A 15528-nucleotide genomic window follows, 5' to 3' on the forward strand; every position below is an offset into this window, starting at 1 on the left:
TTTATTACCTCCAATCTGTTAAGGCAGACGCCCAAATGTATAAAAATGCTGCTGCCAGTAGCTTGTATTGATGTTTGCATAAGAAATCGGGTCTCCACAGTGGATCATCATTCCATTTCCCACATAGATTCCTACATGGCTTGCGCCGCTGGTGTTGTAGGTTCCCTGGAAGAAGATCAGGTCGCCCGGTTTTGCATCCGCACTTGATACCGGCGTACATACACCTAAAAGACCATCCGCGGTCAGCCTTCCAAAATTCCAGCCAACGCCGCAGTTGTTGATCACCCAGGACACATAGCCGGAACAGTCAAAGGAAGTGGAAGGCTTGCGCCTCCCCATACATACGGATAGCCAAGATATTTTTCCGCCTCGGCCATCATTGCGGCAAACTGTTCATCTGCAAGGGCTTCCGGTGGAATGTCATAATCGAAGTAGTTTCCTGTGCCGCCTGAACCAACTTCCGGCAGGTGCCGTTCGCTGGTATCGCCGGTATCGGCAAAATACAGGGGATTCAAATACTGGCCGTCAACCAGGACTTCTAAATGCAGGTGGGGACCGGTAGAATTTCCGGTATTTCCGACCTTTGCGATCACATCCCCGGCTTTGACTTCCTGCCCGACAGAAACAAGGATCTGGGAACAGTGCCCGTATTTGGTCGTCAGGGTATGTCCTTCGTATGCCTCGCCTTCAATGGCAACACATAAGCCATAACCGCCGGCATTTCCCGCAAGGGTGACCGTTCCGTCATGCCCGGCAAGGATCTCTGTGCCCTCCGGCATTCCGATGTCCACACCGGTGTGATAGTTCTTTTCCCCACTGATGGGATGTACCCGGTAGCCGTAATAGCTGGTCACATAAGGGAGCCAGTTGGTGCCAAAGACATTTTTGACATACTGGCGGTTTCCTTTTGTCTGCAGCAGGATCTCGCAGATCTCTTTCTGGTCTGCGTTCATCCGGGAAACGACCAGGTTTTCCAGAGGTATAACCGTGAGTTTGACATTTAAGATGCGCCATTCATAAGGCACTTCCTCCTGGGTTTCTTCTCCGGTTTCCGGGTCAACGGAAGTTTCTGTGCGATAACGGATCTCGGTTTCTTCTGAAAAGGACAGGGTATATTGTTCCTGGAAAAGCTGCCGCAGCACGCTTTCCACTTCATCGTAAGTAAATCCCTGATAAGCAGAAGTCAGATACCCCATCAGCACATACGGGTCATGCTCGATTGCGCCCAGGTTATACCGGTATTCGTCATAGCCGGGGCGGTCTGATTCCACCCGGTCTATTTCCATTTGCAGATCCGTTTCCCATTCGGTATAGGTAAGCTCCGCCTGGTTGATGTCCTGATCATCTGCAAGATAGGTAGAAGCAGCCAGACTTCCCAAACCGCCGGTCCCGATATTGGAGAACGTGGAAAACAGGGACGTGATCAGGAAAATTACCAAAAGGAGAAGCAGGAGGACAAGGCAGATCACAGGGTGCCGTTTGACCGCATGGACAATACCGACGCTGACCCTCTCTGTTGCGACTGCGGCATTTTTGGCCTGTTTCCCGGCTTCACGGGCAGCCTTGGCATACTGCCTTTTCAGTTTTTGTTTCTGCCACATCCGGGCAAGCACATGTTTCTTCAGATCCGGGTGTTCGTTAAGAGCCTGCCGGTAGGCAAGTCTTGCGTTCGCCTTTGCTGATTTTTGCTGTAATTTTGCTGCCTTTCGGTAGGGAGCGGTTTTATGCCGGTGATATGCCGTGCGAAGCCCTGCCTCGCCCACAAGTTCAGAGCGGTGGGCTGCTTTGATCCCCACATTTTCATCCTCTGCCTCATAAATCTTTTTATGGGCGTAACCAATGGCAGTATTGGCGCCCGCCTTGACCGGACGCAGGGGTACAGGTCCTTTTACATGGGCCTTTTGGGATTTAACCTCCTTTTCAAATTTTAAGTGTTTTTTGGCTTTTCCGGTCTCCGGGTCGGAAACCGTCCCCATGCGCAGTTTCTTCCGGGCCGGCAGTCGGTTTTGTGCCTGCTCTGCTTTTTGTGCAGTCCGTTCCGCCTTCCGTCTTGCATGGGTGAGCTTTTTATCCTCTGTCTCCGGCGGTAGTTCATCCGCAGTAAATTCCAGCTTGGATGTTTTTGGCGGTTCGCTATCCACACACTTTTCCTTCTGCGCTGCCTGTTCCTCCGCCTGTGCCGCTTCCTGAAAACGCTGCTGATATTTGTTCCCATGCTGATGTGTCCGGTAACGGTGTTCCTGACCGGATCTGTCTGTGCTGTCCGGTGTGGCTGAGCCTTCGGAAGAAGGAGCATATTTTCCGGTATCATGGTCTGTCACATCCTCTGTTACAAAAGAACGCCTGGAAGCCTCCTGCCGGAAATTACTTCGTCCGTTGTCCTGTATCGGGGACTCTGTTCCGGCAGCATCCGGTATCTCAAAGCGATCTGAAAAGCCATCCAAAGAGGTTGCATACACTTCGCCCTGCTCCAGCAAGGACTCCGGTGTTTCCGGTGACAGATGGGAAAATTCCGTCTGTACAGGGATGTCCTGCCTATGTGTTTTGCCGGTGACAGAAGAAGGGGTGTCCCGTGCCCTGCGCAGGTCAAAATCCTGTTCGGTCTGCCTGACTGCCGGCTGATCCTCCCCGTGGGAATCACGCACCGGCATCCGGGTATCTTTGCGCTTCCTTTGAAATTCCCTGTCGTGTGCCATTGTTCTCACCTCCGATCCATTTTAATTTTTGTCTCACGCTTTGGTCCCCGCCACTTCATCCGGTCTTGTGGTAAGCACACTGTACAAAAGTGTGTCCTTCGGGAAGTGGTCCACAAAGGGGATGATCACATTTCCAAAGAACAAAAGCCCCTCGCCGGGACCGGAATGGGTCACATACGAAAGCTGGTGCGGGGAGATCCCCAACTGCTTTGCCAAAATCTGACGGTCTCCCTGGGCCTGGTTGAGCATATAGATAAAGTCCGAGTTCTCAAAAATATTTTCGATCTCACGGGAAGCCAGAAGGTCCTTGACATTCTGCGTTAAACCTGACGGGATTCCGCCCCATTTACGGAAGCGTTTCCAGATCTCCACGCTGAAACTTCCTGTCTGCCCTTTCAAAAGAAGATGGAATTCGTCGATATAGAACCAGGTTGTTTTATGTTTGGAGCGATTGGCCGTGACACGGTTCCACACCGCATCCTGCATGATCAAAAGCCCGATTTCCTTTAAGGCTTTTCCCAGTGACTTAAGCTGGAAACACAGTACCCGGTGTTGATCCATCTGGATATTGGAACGGTGGTTGAACACGTTAAGGGAACCATTGACATAGATTTCCAGCGCCGTTGCGATATTCTGCGCCTCCGGTTCAGACTGTTTCAAAAGCAGCTCGTAAAGATCACCTAAGATCGGCATATTTTCCGGGCACGGGTCCTGCAGGTATTCCCGGTACACCAGTCTGGTACAACGGTCGATGATCGTCCTTTCAATGGGGGAAAGCCCTTCTTTGCCGCCGATGATAAGGTCACACAGCGACAGGATAAAATCACTTTTCAAAGTGATCGGGTTTTCATCATCGGAATAGTCCAGATTGATGTCCATAGGGTTGATGTAGTTCGTGGAAGTAGGGGAAATATCAATGACCTGCCCCTGGGAACCGAACTGCTGTACCAGCGGCCCATACTCATTTTCCGGGTCAGCGATAATGATGTCGTCCTCCGTCAGAAGGAACACATTGACGATCTCACGCTTGGCAGAGAAAGATTTACCGCTTCCTGGGGTACCGAGAAACAGCCCATTGGGGTTTTTCAGCGTTTTTCTGTTCGCCATGATCAGGTTATTGGAAAGGGCGTTCAGGCCGTAATACAACGCCTCGCCCTCCTGGAACAGTTCACAGGTCGTAAACGGTACAAAAATCGCTGTGCTGCTGGTCGTAAGCCCGCGCTCAATTTCAATCTGGTTCGTACCAAGAGCAAGCGAGGACATAAGCCCCTGTTCCTGCTGGTAATCCAGCCGTTTAAGGCACAGTTGTATTTCTGTGCCACACCCGAAGCGGCAAAAATATCATTGAACAGCTTTTGGCGTTTGGCAGCGATATTTTCCACCAGTACCGTCACAAGGAACATGCGCTCATTGCGGCTCTGCAAATCCTGCAAAAGATTTTTGGCTTCCTCTCCATAGGTGGCAAGGTCGGTGGGAATGATGTCCATGTCATACCCGGATCGGACCGCTTTCTTTTGTTCCTCAATGGTCATTTTCTGCAGGTCCGACATTTTGCGCTTGATGTTTCGGATCGCCTGCGCCTGGTCGATAGACTGGATATGCAGGTTGACGGTCACGGCGTCGTTTAAGTCAAGAAGATCCGCTAAAAGCCGGTCAGTAAGCTCCGGCGCTAGAATCTGCAAAAAGGAGACAGCACCGGAATGGTCGCCTACCCGAAATGTCTTTCCATCCTTTGAAAAAGACAGCCCGGATGGGGAAACGAAGTCTTTGGTAGAAAGACCGGTCTTAGGCAGATCCGACCACTGGAAATGAAACTTTTCCTGGCCGTCCGGGTGAAGCTGGCTGTGAAGAAGTTCCAGACGTTCCAGTCCGTTTAAGGATCTCGCCTGAACTCCCAGAGTCTTGAAATTTGCCAGCACATCCGTTTCAATGCGTTCCAGACGCATTTTCGCAGTACGCAGGTCATCTGCCTCGATCCCAAAGGTAATGTATTTGCGTTTGGTGAGACCGTTATTTCCTTTCTGCAACTGGTTCTTTAACATATCCCCGTATTCCTTGCGGATTCCGTCATACTCGTCGCCGCGGGGAGGGATGTCAATGCTTTTGGTAAAATCCTGCATATTGGCTCGCTGGTTGATAAAGGTAAGCTGCACATGGATCGAGGCGTCGAAGTAATTTAAGAAATCGCAGTAACCCTCGAAGATCTGTGCTTTATCATCTGCCTGTGCAAGCTGATAGTTAATATCAAAAAACTGCACCGTTTTGGTGTAAAGGGTATCGGTCAGCCGGCAGATCCCATCCCGGTACATTTCACGGTAGGGAATGCTCTGCTGGACCGTCTGCGGGGCATCTGCTTTCAGCCCGGCAAAAAAGCCGCCTTTTTTAGACGGCTTGGAACGGGCAGACTTAGTTTTGCCCTGCTTTGCATCGGCTCCGGTCTTTTTGGCCTGCCTGATGTTTTTTTGCAGACGCTTTTCCTGAGCTTCCTGCTGCTTGTTTTTTGGCAATCTTTGTAACCTCCTTCTTTGACATAGATTTATACAGGTTATCCGTCCTGTATGGACGGTCCTTCGGCCAGAGCTTATAACGGAGCCGGTTCTTCAAGATCTTTTCTGCCGGCTGCCCGTCACGCTCATACATGGCGAAGAAGAAAAAGGGCATCATCAGCCCGATCATCAAAAGTACAGCCGCCGAATTGCCGATCGCCCCGCGGGTAAAGAAATACACCGGAAGGCCGACAAGTCCGGCAAGGCTGAAACAAATAAGCTGGCGCTTCGTCAGATTGAAGGCCAGCTTAGTCTTAACTTTGGTTAAATCCTTTGGTACAGGTACATAAGGCATCTATACACCTCCCATCGTAATATAATTTCCGGCCCATTACCGTGCACCGAAATCGCGTACCGGTTTCTCCACAGCCGGACATTCCCGCACTTCCTGAGCCGCATTTTGCAGCCGTGCCAGGACAGAAACAGCCGGCTCTCTCTGACACAGGTATTCCTGGCTGTCTCGGATTCCGGCAATATTTTCCCGAATATCCATATCCACGTCGAACACATCTGAAACCGGCATAAGCCAACGGTCTGCAAAGTATTTCAAAGGATTCTCAAGCGCCAGCACATCATCCAGCATTTCATCCCTGAACTCAAACTTTGTTGTCAGATAGGAATACGCCTCCTGCATGGCTGTAATTTCAGCAGCTTTTTCAATTAAGGATTCCTTATCTCTTGACATAAGGCTTTCCCTGTAAGCAAAGTAATTCTGTCCCAGCCGTTTCATCAGGAGCGTATATTTGTCCTGTGCGGAAGGTTCGCTTGTGAAATGTTCAAATTTTTGCGCTGCATCAATTTCTTTGAGAAGATCGCAGATCGGGAAACTGTGTTCATGGTTATTTTCTTCCCAACACCATCGGGCTACATCCAACGGGTCCTGAAAAGAAAGAAGCGCCTCTACTTCCGCCGGAGTAAATACATGCTCAACCTTCAGATAATAGTGGAGTTCCGAAAGTCCCTGTAACTCGTAAATACTGCCGATGTTCTGTGCATCCAGCATATCCGCATGAACCTTCAAACACTCGTCCAGCCGTTCCATAAGCAGCCGCTTTGCATCTTGTTCTATCAAAATCACCCCTTTCGCTCCGGCATAGTCAGCGTACAGTTCACTTCATTGCCCCATACATCCCAGCCGGGTGTCTTTTGTCTTGCAAACAGTTCCACTCTGGGCTGATCGCCCATGAGTTTTACGATCTTATCCCGCACCTCGTCCGGTTTCTTGCTGTGCTGCTCAATATGGGAGATCACAAACTGATGGATTCCCGCACATTGGCGTTTCGGACGGCCTCTGGTTGCCAGCAGGCAGACCTCCGCGTTTGAGCGGGTCCAAAAGCCCATGCCATAAAACCAGCTATCCGCTTTCCGGTTCTGTTTGAGCCATAGAAAAGCCAGCGTTTTATATTTGAATCCCCAGGCATCGATCACCCGGAAGGCTTCATTGAGCTGCGGGAAGGTCGCCCACAGAAAAAGGGCACTGTCTTTTGCGGCAAGTTCCGATACCGGCAGGGCACAGATTTCTTCAATGCTCATTGTGGGGTAATGGTTTTCCGCAACGCCGCTTCCATGTTTCCTGTCATAATGCCAGGGCGGATCGGCATAGATAATGCCGTACTGTTTCGTTTCCGGCATTAGCGAGCCTGCTCGTTCTTAGATGTGGCCGGTTTGGCCGGCTGTTCTTTGACCTTACCGGCATTTTCTTTCAATGCACCGGTCAGGGAAGGTTTTTCCGCTGCTCCCTTTGTCGCTTCAAGAGTTGCCTGCAAATTTTCAATAGCCTGCCCGTACCCATCGATTAAGGCATCGTTGAGCTGCTTGCGGAACTCTGCCGTAACCGGCCAGCAGACATCTTTCCAGTTGCCTCCCTTATCCTGGGTTGCGGGCATATTGACATACAGCCCCTTTTCACTGGAACAGATACGGAAGCCGTCAATCTTAAAGCATCCGCCAATCGTAACATTGGCAAACGCCAGCAGGTTTCCCATTGGGGCGATCGGACGCACGCGGACATCCAGCTTCATGCCGTTTGCCATTTCCGGCGTCTGTGTCTCCGGCGCCATTTTTTCTGTATTGGTTTTACTCATATATAAAATCCTCCTTTTTAGAATTGGTTTTGTTCATGCTATCTTGCATTAAATATGGATTTGGATAACGAACCTGTCTTAAACAGGGCAAAAGCCAGCAGTACCGTATAACCCGCCGTTCCCCAGATCGCGCCGTGCACGTCGCCGGACGATGGGATAGACTGGACCAGCACTGCATAAATGGCAACACAGATCAGGATCAAAAACCCCTGAAAGCCCAGGGCAAAAAGGGAACGCAGATACCCGGTTCCCATTTGTCCCCATTCCCGGTTTGCCATTGTGGAAAACGGGATCGGTGCAAGGCTCACGGTTAAATAAATCTCGATCATACGGCCATATACAATGACAAAGATCACGATGGACAGTACCCACATACACAGATTGATGATGTTGGTTTCCAGCCACAGTCCAATCAGTTCCCACATTCCCATTGCTTCAAGCTGGGTTTTCAGATCAGACAACGCCGCCTGCACATCCAGGTTCCCGTTTATGACACCGGCACTTTGCGACACCACATTTTGGGCCACATCAAAGACCGCCATCACAATCGTAAAACAGTTGGTGAGCAGGTAAGTGGCAACAAAAGTCTTGAAAATCCACTTGAAGATGTTGAATGTATCGAATTCGTGCATGTTGTTCTTTTCGAGAATCATCTGGATCAGTTCATACACCAGAACAAAGGTCAGGATCATGCCCGCAATGGGAATGACGACGGTTTCTGAAAGATTCTGAATCATGGAAAACACGCCGCCATTCCAGCCCTGCGGGGTCTGTCCTACCTGATTTGCCACATCCGCAACCTGATTGTTGACGGAGTTGAAAATACTGGTGTACTGTCCGGTGATCGCATCGATCAGGCCCTCTTTAATCCAGTCTGTTATCCATTCAAACAGACTGCCCATAAGTCAGCCCTTAACCGAACAGGCCGGAAAGCAGCGGGATCAGCGTTGCACCAACCAGAGCGATACCTCCGCCTGCCATAAGCTGCTTGATCCCCTGGGATTTTGCACCTGGGTTATCATTTCCGTAACCTTCGAGAAGGTTTACAACACCCCATGCGCCCAGACCTGCGCCCAGGGCGATCACAAGGATCTTCAAAGTATCAATCGCGCTTGCAAAAAATGCCATATAGTTCCTCCTTTAATTTCAGAAATTTTAATTTGTGATATGGCCGTATCAGGCCGGAAACAAAAAAAGCCGCCGCACTGTTTTTAGAAAAAAATCTGTTTCAAACAGCACGGCGGCATGGGGCAGGAAAAATCCTGCGGTTATTTACTTTTCAGGGAGAATCACGAATCCTCAAAATATCCTCCTTTCATCGTGACAAAAACAAAGCCTGCCAGGGCGTCATGCTTTGACAGGCAGGAACAACTCTATAAAGTCTGGGAAGCCAGATCTTCGGCTGTGACTTCATAATTACGGTATCGTTCACCGGGACGCATCGGCATCCGGGTAGAAAGAAACTTTTCGATATTAAAAGCGTTCTTCTCATTAAAATCGGAAAGCAGTTTGTAATTTGGGTGTTTGGTTATATCGTATTTCCGGGAGAGGAACGGCCGCACACCCCTGATCTGCAGCAGACATTTGCCCCCGTCCATAACTGCCAGTTCATCCACCGACATCAGGTCCTTTCCCAGCTTTTGAAAATTTTGTCCGTGGGATTCCTGATTTCCCTTTGTGACACTGGTGTTATACAGATCAATAGTCTCTTTCCCTAATAGGGAGTTCCAGCTTTTTAAGGTAGTTTCTTCTTTGCCTCCTAAGAAAAGAGAGGCGTCACAGTTACCGATGATGGTGTCCATGTTGTCTTTATACAGGGCTTTGAGCTGGCTTTGCGCCTGCAGCACCAAGCAGGCAGAGATCTCACGGCTTCGGATGGTCGCCATAAGACGCTCCAGGTTCGGGATCTGCCCGATATTTGCCGCCTCGTCGATCAGGCAGCGCACATGGATGGGAAGCCTGCCCCCATATACATCATCCGCCCGCTCGCACAAGCGGTTAAACAAAATGGAATAGATCAGACTGATCAAAAATGCAAAGGTTCCGTCCGTATCACTCATAATAAGGAAAAGAGCAGTCCGTTCATCCCCCAGCATATCCAGATCCAGTTCGTCATACATGGTAATTTCCCTGACTTCTTTAATGTCAAAAGGAGCCAGCCTGGAAGCACAGGAAATAAGGATCGACTTCGCTGTTTTTCCAGAGACGAAAAGTCAAGGACTTTTTCATCAAATTCACAAAGAAGTCACATTTTGCGGACTTCCTCACGGAGCAGACGCTTGATTTTGTCCTCCATCGTCTCTTTTGCGGTCTGGCTGAAATGGACACGGACGATATAGGTTGTCTTGCCGATCTGCTTTCTGACAGTCGGGCAAGTGGCGGTGTTAGTTGCGGTATTGTTCATTCAAAATCCTCCTGTAAATGAAAAATGCCCGGTGACTGTTCATCATCGGGCGGTGTCAGTATGAGGGAACAAGGCAAGGCGGCAACATTAAGGTATCTATAAAAACCTTGCCGTCTTTGCCACGCTTGCCGTGTTCCCGTTGTCAGTCTCGGAGATAGCAGACCCATGCTGTGCCGTCTTTCTCGGTCACAAGTCTGTCCCCGATACGGCTCTTTGCCGTTCTCATGGTGCGTGAGGAAATCCCACGCTCATTGACCGCTTTTTCCAGCTCTGCGCTCGGCATACGCTTTCCGTCCGCAAGCAGTTCCAGAATGAGCATTTGCGCCTGTGCGGTCTTACTCTCGGTCTTGCCGGAGTCCGTCCCAGCAAGAAGCTCGTCAGCGGTAATGTCATAAGCTCCTATCCACTCAAAGCCTTTCTCGTCTCCCAGAGAAAAGGCAAGGGACTGTCCGGGCGGCGCAAGGGAGCTTTTCTCATGGATAAGCGCCCTCATTGTGGGGCTGTCCTTCAGCTTGCCGATAAAGAGCAGACTGCGGACTGCCGCCGTAATGTCGATAGACCCTAATCCCCGGTAGGTGCTTTGCGTTCCTGCGGCTTTGTTCAGGTGTCCAATCAGCACGATAGCGCACCCAGTAGCCTGTGCAATGTCTCCCAGACTGCGGAAGATGGGACGGACTTCATTTGCCCGGTTCATGTCCACATCTGCGCCCAGAAACGCCTGTACCGGGTCAATGATAACAAGCCTTGCGTTGTTCTCACGGATTGCCCTTGCTATGCGCTCATCGGCAAGGGTCAGAGGTGCGTCCCTGTCATCAATGACAAGCACTCGTTCAAGGTCTGCGTCCGCTTCTATCAGTCGGGGCTTGACGGTATCGCCCAGACCGTCCTCGGCAGTTTGATAGATGATATTGAAAGGCTCAAGTGTCTCCATACCGGGCAAAGGCTTTCGATTGGTGCAAGCCGCCGCAAGGCGCATGGCAAAGTAGGTCTTGCCCTCGCCGGGATTGCCCTGGATAATTGTCAGCTTTCCAAATGGGATATAGGGAAACCATAGCCATTCCACGCTCGTCAGCTCCACATCAGCCATACGGAGCATTGGGACAGGCTGGGCGGTGGGCAGCTCTCGCAGCGTGATTGTCTCGGCTATGAATTTGCGGTTTGGAATATCCGCTTGCTGACGGAGAACATCGTTCCAGTCTTTCCTTGCCGGGACAAGGCGAATGACGGCGATCTCGCCGGGAATGGACTGTGCCAGTCGTGTGCAGGCTTCATTTCCTGCGGTGTCGCTGTCAAGGCAGAGGAACACTTTTTGGGTGTCCTTGCGCTCAGAAAGAAAACGGTCAAGGGCTTTGCCAGAAACGCCGCCCAGGGCAAGATAATTTCTTGTCTGCCAATCCTGCGGATAAAGGCAGATAAACGATAACAGGTCAATCGGCGCTTCAAAGACAAAGAGCTGATTGCCATTACCCTCGTGTCGGAACGGATAGGATTTGTCAGACCCGGCAATGTCCTGTCTGAATGGGTCTGCCGTTCCTCGCACATGGGCGTATCTCGGTGTACCGCTTCGGTCTCTGCCGACAAACACAACATTGTGCCGCTTTGCGTCCTCGTAAATATCCCCGGAAAGAAGAAAAGCCTCAACAAGCGTTTTGTTGAGACCTCGGCTTTCTGTGAGATATTGGATTGCTCTGTCGGCTGTCCTGTTGTGCAAGGGCAAGTGAAACGCTGTGGGCGGTGCTGTGCTGGCTTCGCTCTGTCCCTCACCGCTTTCGCCGGTTAAGAGCTGGACAGCTTCGGGAAAGGACTTGCCGTAAAACTCCATGACAAAATCAATGGGATAGCCGCCCTTGCTCTGGCTGTGGCGAAACCACTTGTTTCCCCGGACGGTCAGGCTGTCATGTTCTTTCCAGCGGTATTCCCGTCCGCTTTTGATAAGCGTCTCTCCCTGTGTGCGGAGAAAATCTTCCAAACTGACGGCATTTGCCCGGTCGATCTGTGCTTGGGTGTACTGCATGGGCGTCCTCCTTACTTCTTGAAAACAGCGCATCGTCTGCAAATGCCATGCTCACGCTCGTCCAGCGTGTAGGGGCAGTTCGCACATTCCTCGCCGTACTGTCTCATGATAACAGGCAGATAGCCCAGCTCCTGCAACATATCAATCTGGCGGTCGGTGAGGGTGGCTTCAAAGGCAAGGCATTTCCGGGTGTGTTCGTCCAGCTCGATCAGGTCGGAAAGCGGTCTGCCATCGGTCAAAGCTTCTCCGCTCAAAAGGCGTTTTGCCGTTCTGCGGATGGGGTTGTACTCGTTCTTCCAGTCGTATTTTTTCATCGTGTCATATCCTCCTTTTTGTGTCGTGTTTGGGGTCGATTTTGGAGCTTTTGTTCCTCTGTGCGCTCGTTAAATCGGGCGGCAGTATCTACACATGACTTGACCTTCCAAAGGCGGTGTAAATCGTCTCTGACGGTCTTAAACTCGCCATAGGTGGTGTTGTGCGCCTGTTCCAGCTCGTCATACTCGTCGGACAGCTTTTTCATATCCACCTTGCCGTCTGGGAACTCCCCGGTCAGCTTTCGTCTGGCGGCGTAGAACTGTTTCAGTTCCGCTTCATGCTCTGCCTTGTACTTGGCTCTGGGCTTCTCAAACTTGATTTTCTGCAAGCCGTCATAGACAGGCTTCAAGCTCTGGAAAGCAGCGGAGCTGTCATAGAGCTGCTTAATTGCTTTCATTCGGGCAGTCTGTTCGTCCAGCGTTTTCTTCAAGCTCTCTGTGGCAGCACTGTGTTCGCTGACACGGCTTTCCAAATCTTCAAGGGAGTAAATGCCGTTTGCCCGGAGATAATTGAAAGTCTCGTTCATCTCCTTTAGATTGCTGACCTTGCCTTTCTGCGAATACGCCCCGGCTCTGCGCTGGGTGTAATAGGCGTTCAGCAGAGAAACAAGGTCGGGTGCCTGCGGCTTGGCAAGCTCTGCTTTTGCTTCGGCAATCCAATCGAACAGGAGAGCGATTTTCTTCTTGATGTCCCGGATAACGGCATTGGTTGCCTTGATCCAGCGGTTGAACTCGCCCTTCTCGGTGCGTATGCCTTTCTTCTCCATTGCCCGGACGGTTGCGCCCTCGTGGACGGTGGGAAGAAGCTCCACGCCCTGACGCTCATAGCTTCGGTGGTCGATACGAACGTCAAGCCCCTTTTCCGCAAACTTGGCGTTGCATAGCTCCGCCCATGTCTGCCGCCAGTATTCCAGCGTTTCGGGAATGCCCCAGTCGGTAGTGGGAACGGCGTTGAACACAAACTTCCCGTCTGCGTCCCGGATACGGTTGCCGTCCTCGTCCAGCTCATACACCCGGCGTTGCTTTAGTCCCCATTTGCCGTTCTGCTCGATGGGGCGGATGGGGCAAAGCACATGAAAATGCGGGTTTGGTATGCCGCCGTCCTCCCGGTCTGGCTGGTGTACGGCGAAGTCAACTACCATGCCCCGGCTCACAAAGTTCTCCAACAAAAATTGCCTTGCAAGAGCGATGTTTTCCTCAAGGGAAAATTCATTCTGCAAGGCAATGTCAAAGCTGTATGCAAGCTGGGCGTTCTTTCCACGCTCGGCTTTTTCCACGGCGTTCCATAGGGTCTGGCGGTCTGCGTATTCGGGCGGTGCATGGGACGGCAGGAGAATGTCAGAGCAGATCACGCCGCCCTTGCGGGTGTAGTCGCTGTATTCGCCGTAATACTCGCTATACAATCGCTCCCCGGCACGGTAGGCGGCAGAAGCAATAGCGGACTGTCCTGCGCTTCGCTTAGTCTGCGTGACGCTCAGATGAAATAGTGCCATCGGCTTTCAACTCCTTTTCTCTGTTTGCTTGGCTGATATGGGTAATCGCCATGTGACGGACGGCTCGCTGGACTTCGGACAGGGAAAAGATGTGTTCCATCAGCTCTGTCATTTCGGTGCGTGTGAGATCTTTGACCTCCGGGGCAAGGCTCTCAATCGTGCCGCCCAGATTGCAAAGACGATGGGTGCGTTTCTGCCTTTCGCCTTTCTCCAGATACTTCTTTCTGTTCTCAAGACGGTTGAGCTTGTGCTGTTCCTGTAAAAGCTGCGTCTCGGCTCGTTCCTTTTCGGCTCGGAGCTGTTCAAGGGTTTTCGTTTTTGTCATTGTGATTGACCTCCTTTTTTGATTTTGGGGATAAAAAAAGACCGTCAACTTTTCGCATAGTGCGACCAGTCAACGGTCAGTTTTTCGGTATTCAGTTTTTCAAACTTGCTGGCGGCGAACAGCATTTTATGCTGTTTGCGGACGGCAAGTCCACAGGGGATAGCCGCTTTAGCGGCGCAAGGGGGTGTAGCCACCTTGACGGAACGAAGTGACGCAACATTCTCGGTCGAGCAGTTTTCTTCTGCTGACCGGGAATGAAGCTCCGCAGGACGCACGATACTCCCGATAGGAGAGTATAGAAGTGCGCCCTTTAGTTCCTAAAGGGATTTTGCTTCGCTGTTTATTGCACGCTCTCATTTTTCAAATGAAACATAAATTGTTAAATTATCAGGTATATAGCTGATACTTAAACCTTTTTCTCCATTTGATAGGAGTGTCCCGACAGAAACATAGTTTTCTCCTTTGATTTTCTCTGACACATTCTCAACTACTGAAAAGCCCTCTTGTATCAAAAGTTCCATGTAGTTATCATAGTCGTTTTCGTCTATACCTGCAATACTGATACTGAAATTTCCGTGTTCTGTATCAAGCATAGCCCATGCAACTGTGCCAGTTGGAACGGGAAGTCCCTCAGTATATTCATTGACTGGCCATTCTCCCTCATCAAGCCTAATAATACCTTCAGATTGCGAATTGCTTGCGTCTCCTGTGTCTTTGGGTGGTGTTTTTGGGGCGGAGCAAGCAGTCAATGACAATATAAGCAAAATTGCAATTCCCGGAATAAATCTTTTCATAGTTACCTCCTATTGTTGTGGACAGCTCTGATAATCTGAATTGTGGCAAATACAAAAGCGATTATGCCAACCAATAAAATAATTTGAGAAGCATCAAAAATAAAATCACCATTAACCTGAATGTTTGTCATTGCGTCTGCTTGCCCGATTGCTCCTTCCGGCACTTTACCAGACTTTGCAGTAGCATAAATTAAAAAAGCAACAATAGCTACCACAAGGGAAATGACACTTGAAATGATCCATTTCCGTTTCTTTGGGACGGAATTATCAATTCCAAACTGTTCTGCTGTGCTGTTAGCAAATTCTTGCGGCGTTCCAAGCCTTTCGATTACCTGTTGTTCAGTTTCTCCATGCTCCACGGCAGAATTAAATATTTCATTCAAGTCACGCACAACCTCGGTTTTGGCTTTGCGTGATAAATTTAATTCCTTTTCAACCTGCCTTATGTATTGCTCCTTCATTCTGAGACCTCCGTTTGTTGATAGGTGGCGATAAAGCTATTTACACAATCCGTATAGCTGGACCAAAACGTAATCAATTCCTGTAAAACTTCCTTTCCTTTAAGAGTAAGGGAGTAATATTTTTTTGATCCGCCATTAGCAGCCGCTGGTGCTAAACGACATTGAATTAGTTCCGCTTCTTGTAAGCGATACAGAATAGGGTAAATCGTTCCCTCTTTTGCATATCCTAAGACAGATGCACTGCTATTTAACTCTGTGATTATTTCATAGCCATAGGTCTCTTTGCGCCCGATTAAGGATAATAGTATCATTTCAAGAGAGCCTTTTTTGAATTGTTGCACATATTTGTTATCCATAATCTTCACCACACTTTAGTTCTGCTGATTAGCGTTGCTAA

15 protein-coding genes and 3 pseudogenes are annotated in these 15528 nt (G+C 50.1%); all 18 read right to left on the reverse strand.

The window, feature by feature from the left end; translation table 11 throughout:
- Positions 1-18: 18 nt before the first annotated feature.
- Positions 19-2696 (reverse strand): annotated as a pseudogene (locus DW965_RS11685) (CD1108 family mobile element protein).
- Between the two features lie 33 nt (positions 2697-2729).
- Positions 2730-5005, reverse strand: a pseudogene (locus DW965_RS11690) (VirB4-like conjugal transfer ATPase, CD1110 family).
- A gap of 97 nt (positions 5006-5102) precedes the next feature.
- Positions 5103-5537, reverse strand: coding sequence for a PrgI family protein (locus DW965_RS11695; protein WP_117505240.1), 435 nt, complete (start codon positions 5535-5537; stop codon positions 5103-5105).
- A 36-nt stretch (positions 5538-5573) separates the two neighbouring features.
- On the reverse strand, positions 5574-6314 hold the full coding sequence (locus DW965_RS11700; RefSeq protein WP_243113262.1) for a hypothetical protein: 741 nt from the start codon (positions 6312-6314) through the stop codon (positions 5574-5576).
- Between the two features lie 2 nt (positions 6315-6316).
- Positions 6317-6874 (reverse strand): MT-A70 family methyltransferase, encoded by a 558-nt coding sequence (locus DW965_RS11705; RefSeq protein ID WP_005361089.1) that lies wholly within the window; start codon positions 6872-6874, stop codon positions 6317-6319.
- A complete protein-coding gene (locus DW965_RS11710; protein WP_117442477.1) occupies positions 6874-7326 on the reverse strand; it encodes a SpoVG family protein in 453 nt (150 codons plus the stop codon). The genes DW965_RS11705 and DW965_RS11710 overlap by 1 nt, the downstream gene beginning before the upstream one ends.
- Before the next feature lie 38 nt (positions 7327-7364).
- A complete protein-coding gene (locus DW965_RS11715) occupies positions 7365-8228 on the reverse strand; it encodes a VirB6/TrbL-like conjugal transfer protein, CD1112 family (protein ID WP_117442478.1) in 864 nt (287 codons plus the stop codon).
- A 10-nt stretch (positions 8229-8238) separates the two neighbouring features.
- Complete coding sequence (locus DW965_RS11720; RefSeq protein WP_005361081.1) at positions 8239-8454, reverse strand: Maff2 family mobile element protein; 216 nt, start codon at positions 8452-8454, stop codon at positions 8239-8241.
- A gap of 245 nt (positions 8455-8699) precedes the next feature.
- Positions 8700-9530, reverse strand: a pseudogene (locus DW965_RS11725) (VirD4-like conjugal transfer protein, CD1115 family); the annotation flags it as partial.
- A 41-nt stretch (positions 9531-9571) separates the two neighbouring features.
- Positions 9572-9730, reverse strand: coding sequence for a transposon-encoded TnpW family protein (locus DW965_RS11730; RefSeq protein ID WP_006428300.1), 159 nt, complete (start codon positions 9728-9730; stop codon positions 9572-9574).
- A 142-nt stretch (positions 9731-9872) separates the two neighbouring features.
- Entirely contained in the window at positions 9873-11744 is a 1872-nt protein-coding gene (locus DW965_RS11735) for an AAA family ATPase (RefSeq protein WP_118717886.1), read from the reverse strand.
- Between the two features lie 11 nt (positions 11745-11755).
- Positions 11756-12058, reverse strand: a complete 303-nt coding sequence (locus DW965_RS11740) for a hypothetical protein (RefSeq protein ID WP_024729653.1) — start codon at positions 12056-12058, stop codon at positions 11756-11758.
- Positions 12055-13551, reverse strand: coding sequence for a MobQ family relaxase (mobQ, locus tag DW965_RS11745; protein ID WP_118717887.1), 1497 nt, complete (start codon positions 13549-13551; stop codon positions 12055-12057). Before mobQ ends, DW965_RS11740 begins: the two co-directional genes overlap by 4 nt.
- Complete coding sequence (locus tag DW965_RS11750) at positions 13517-13876, reverse strand: DUF3847 domain-containing protein (protein WP_118717888.1); 360 nt, start codon at positions 13874-13876, stop codon at positions 13517-13519. Before DW965_RS11750 ends, mobQ begins: the two co-directional genes overlap by 35 nt.
- 44 nt (positions 13877-13920) lie before the next feature.
- A complete protein-coding gene (locus DW965_RS11755) occupies positions 13921-14151 on the reverse strand; it encodes a hypothetical protein (RefSeq protein WP_118717889.1) in 231 nt (76 codons plus the stop codon).
- 78 nt (positions 14152-14229) lie between these two features.
- Complete coding sequence (locus DW965_RS11760) at positions 14230-14670, reverse strand: DUF6591 domain-containing protein (protein WP_117805433.1); 441 nt, start codon at positions 14668-14670, stop codon at positions 14230-14232.
- A 2-nt stretch (positions 14671-14672) separates the two neighbouring features.
- Positions 14673-15131 carry an HAAS signaling domain-containing protein gene (locus DW965_RS11765; protein WP_118717890.1) on the reverse strand — a complete coding sequence of 153 codons (459 nt, stop codon included), beginning with the start codon at positions 15129-15131 and terminating at the stop codon, positions 14673-14675.
- Positions 15128-15499 carry a PadR family transcriptional regulator gene (locus DW965_RS11770; RefSeq protein WP_242998616.1) on the reverse strand — a complete coding sequence of 124 codons (372 nt, stop codon included), beginning with the start codon at positions 15497-15499 and terminating at the stop codon, positions 15128-15130. Before DW965_RS11770 ends, DW965_RS11765 begins: the two co-directional genes overlap by 4 nt.
- Positions 15500-15528: the final 29 nt, after the last annotated feature.

Source organism: Blautia sp. AM47-4 (genome assembly GCF_003479865.1).
Taxonomy (GTDB): Bacteria; Bacillota; Clostridia; order Lachnospirales; family Lachnospiraceae; genus Fusicatenibacter; species Fusicatenibacter saccharivorans.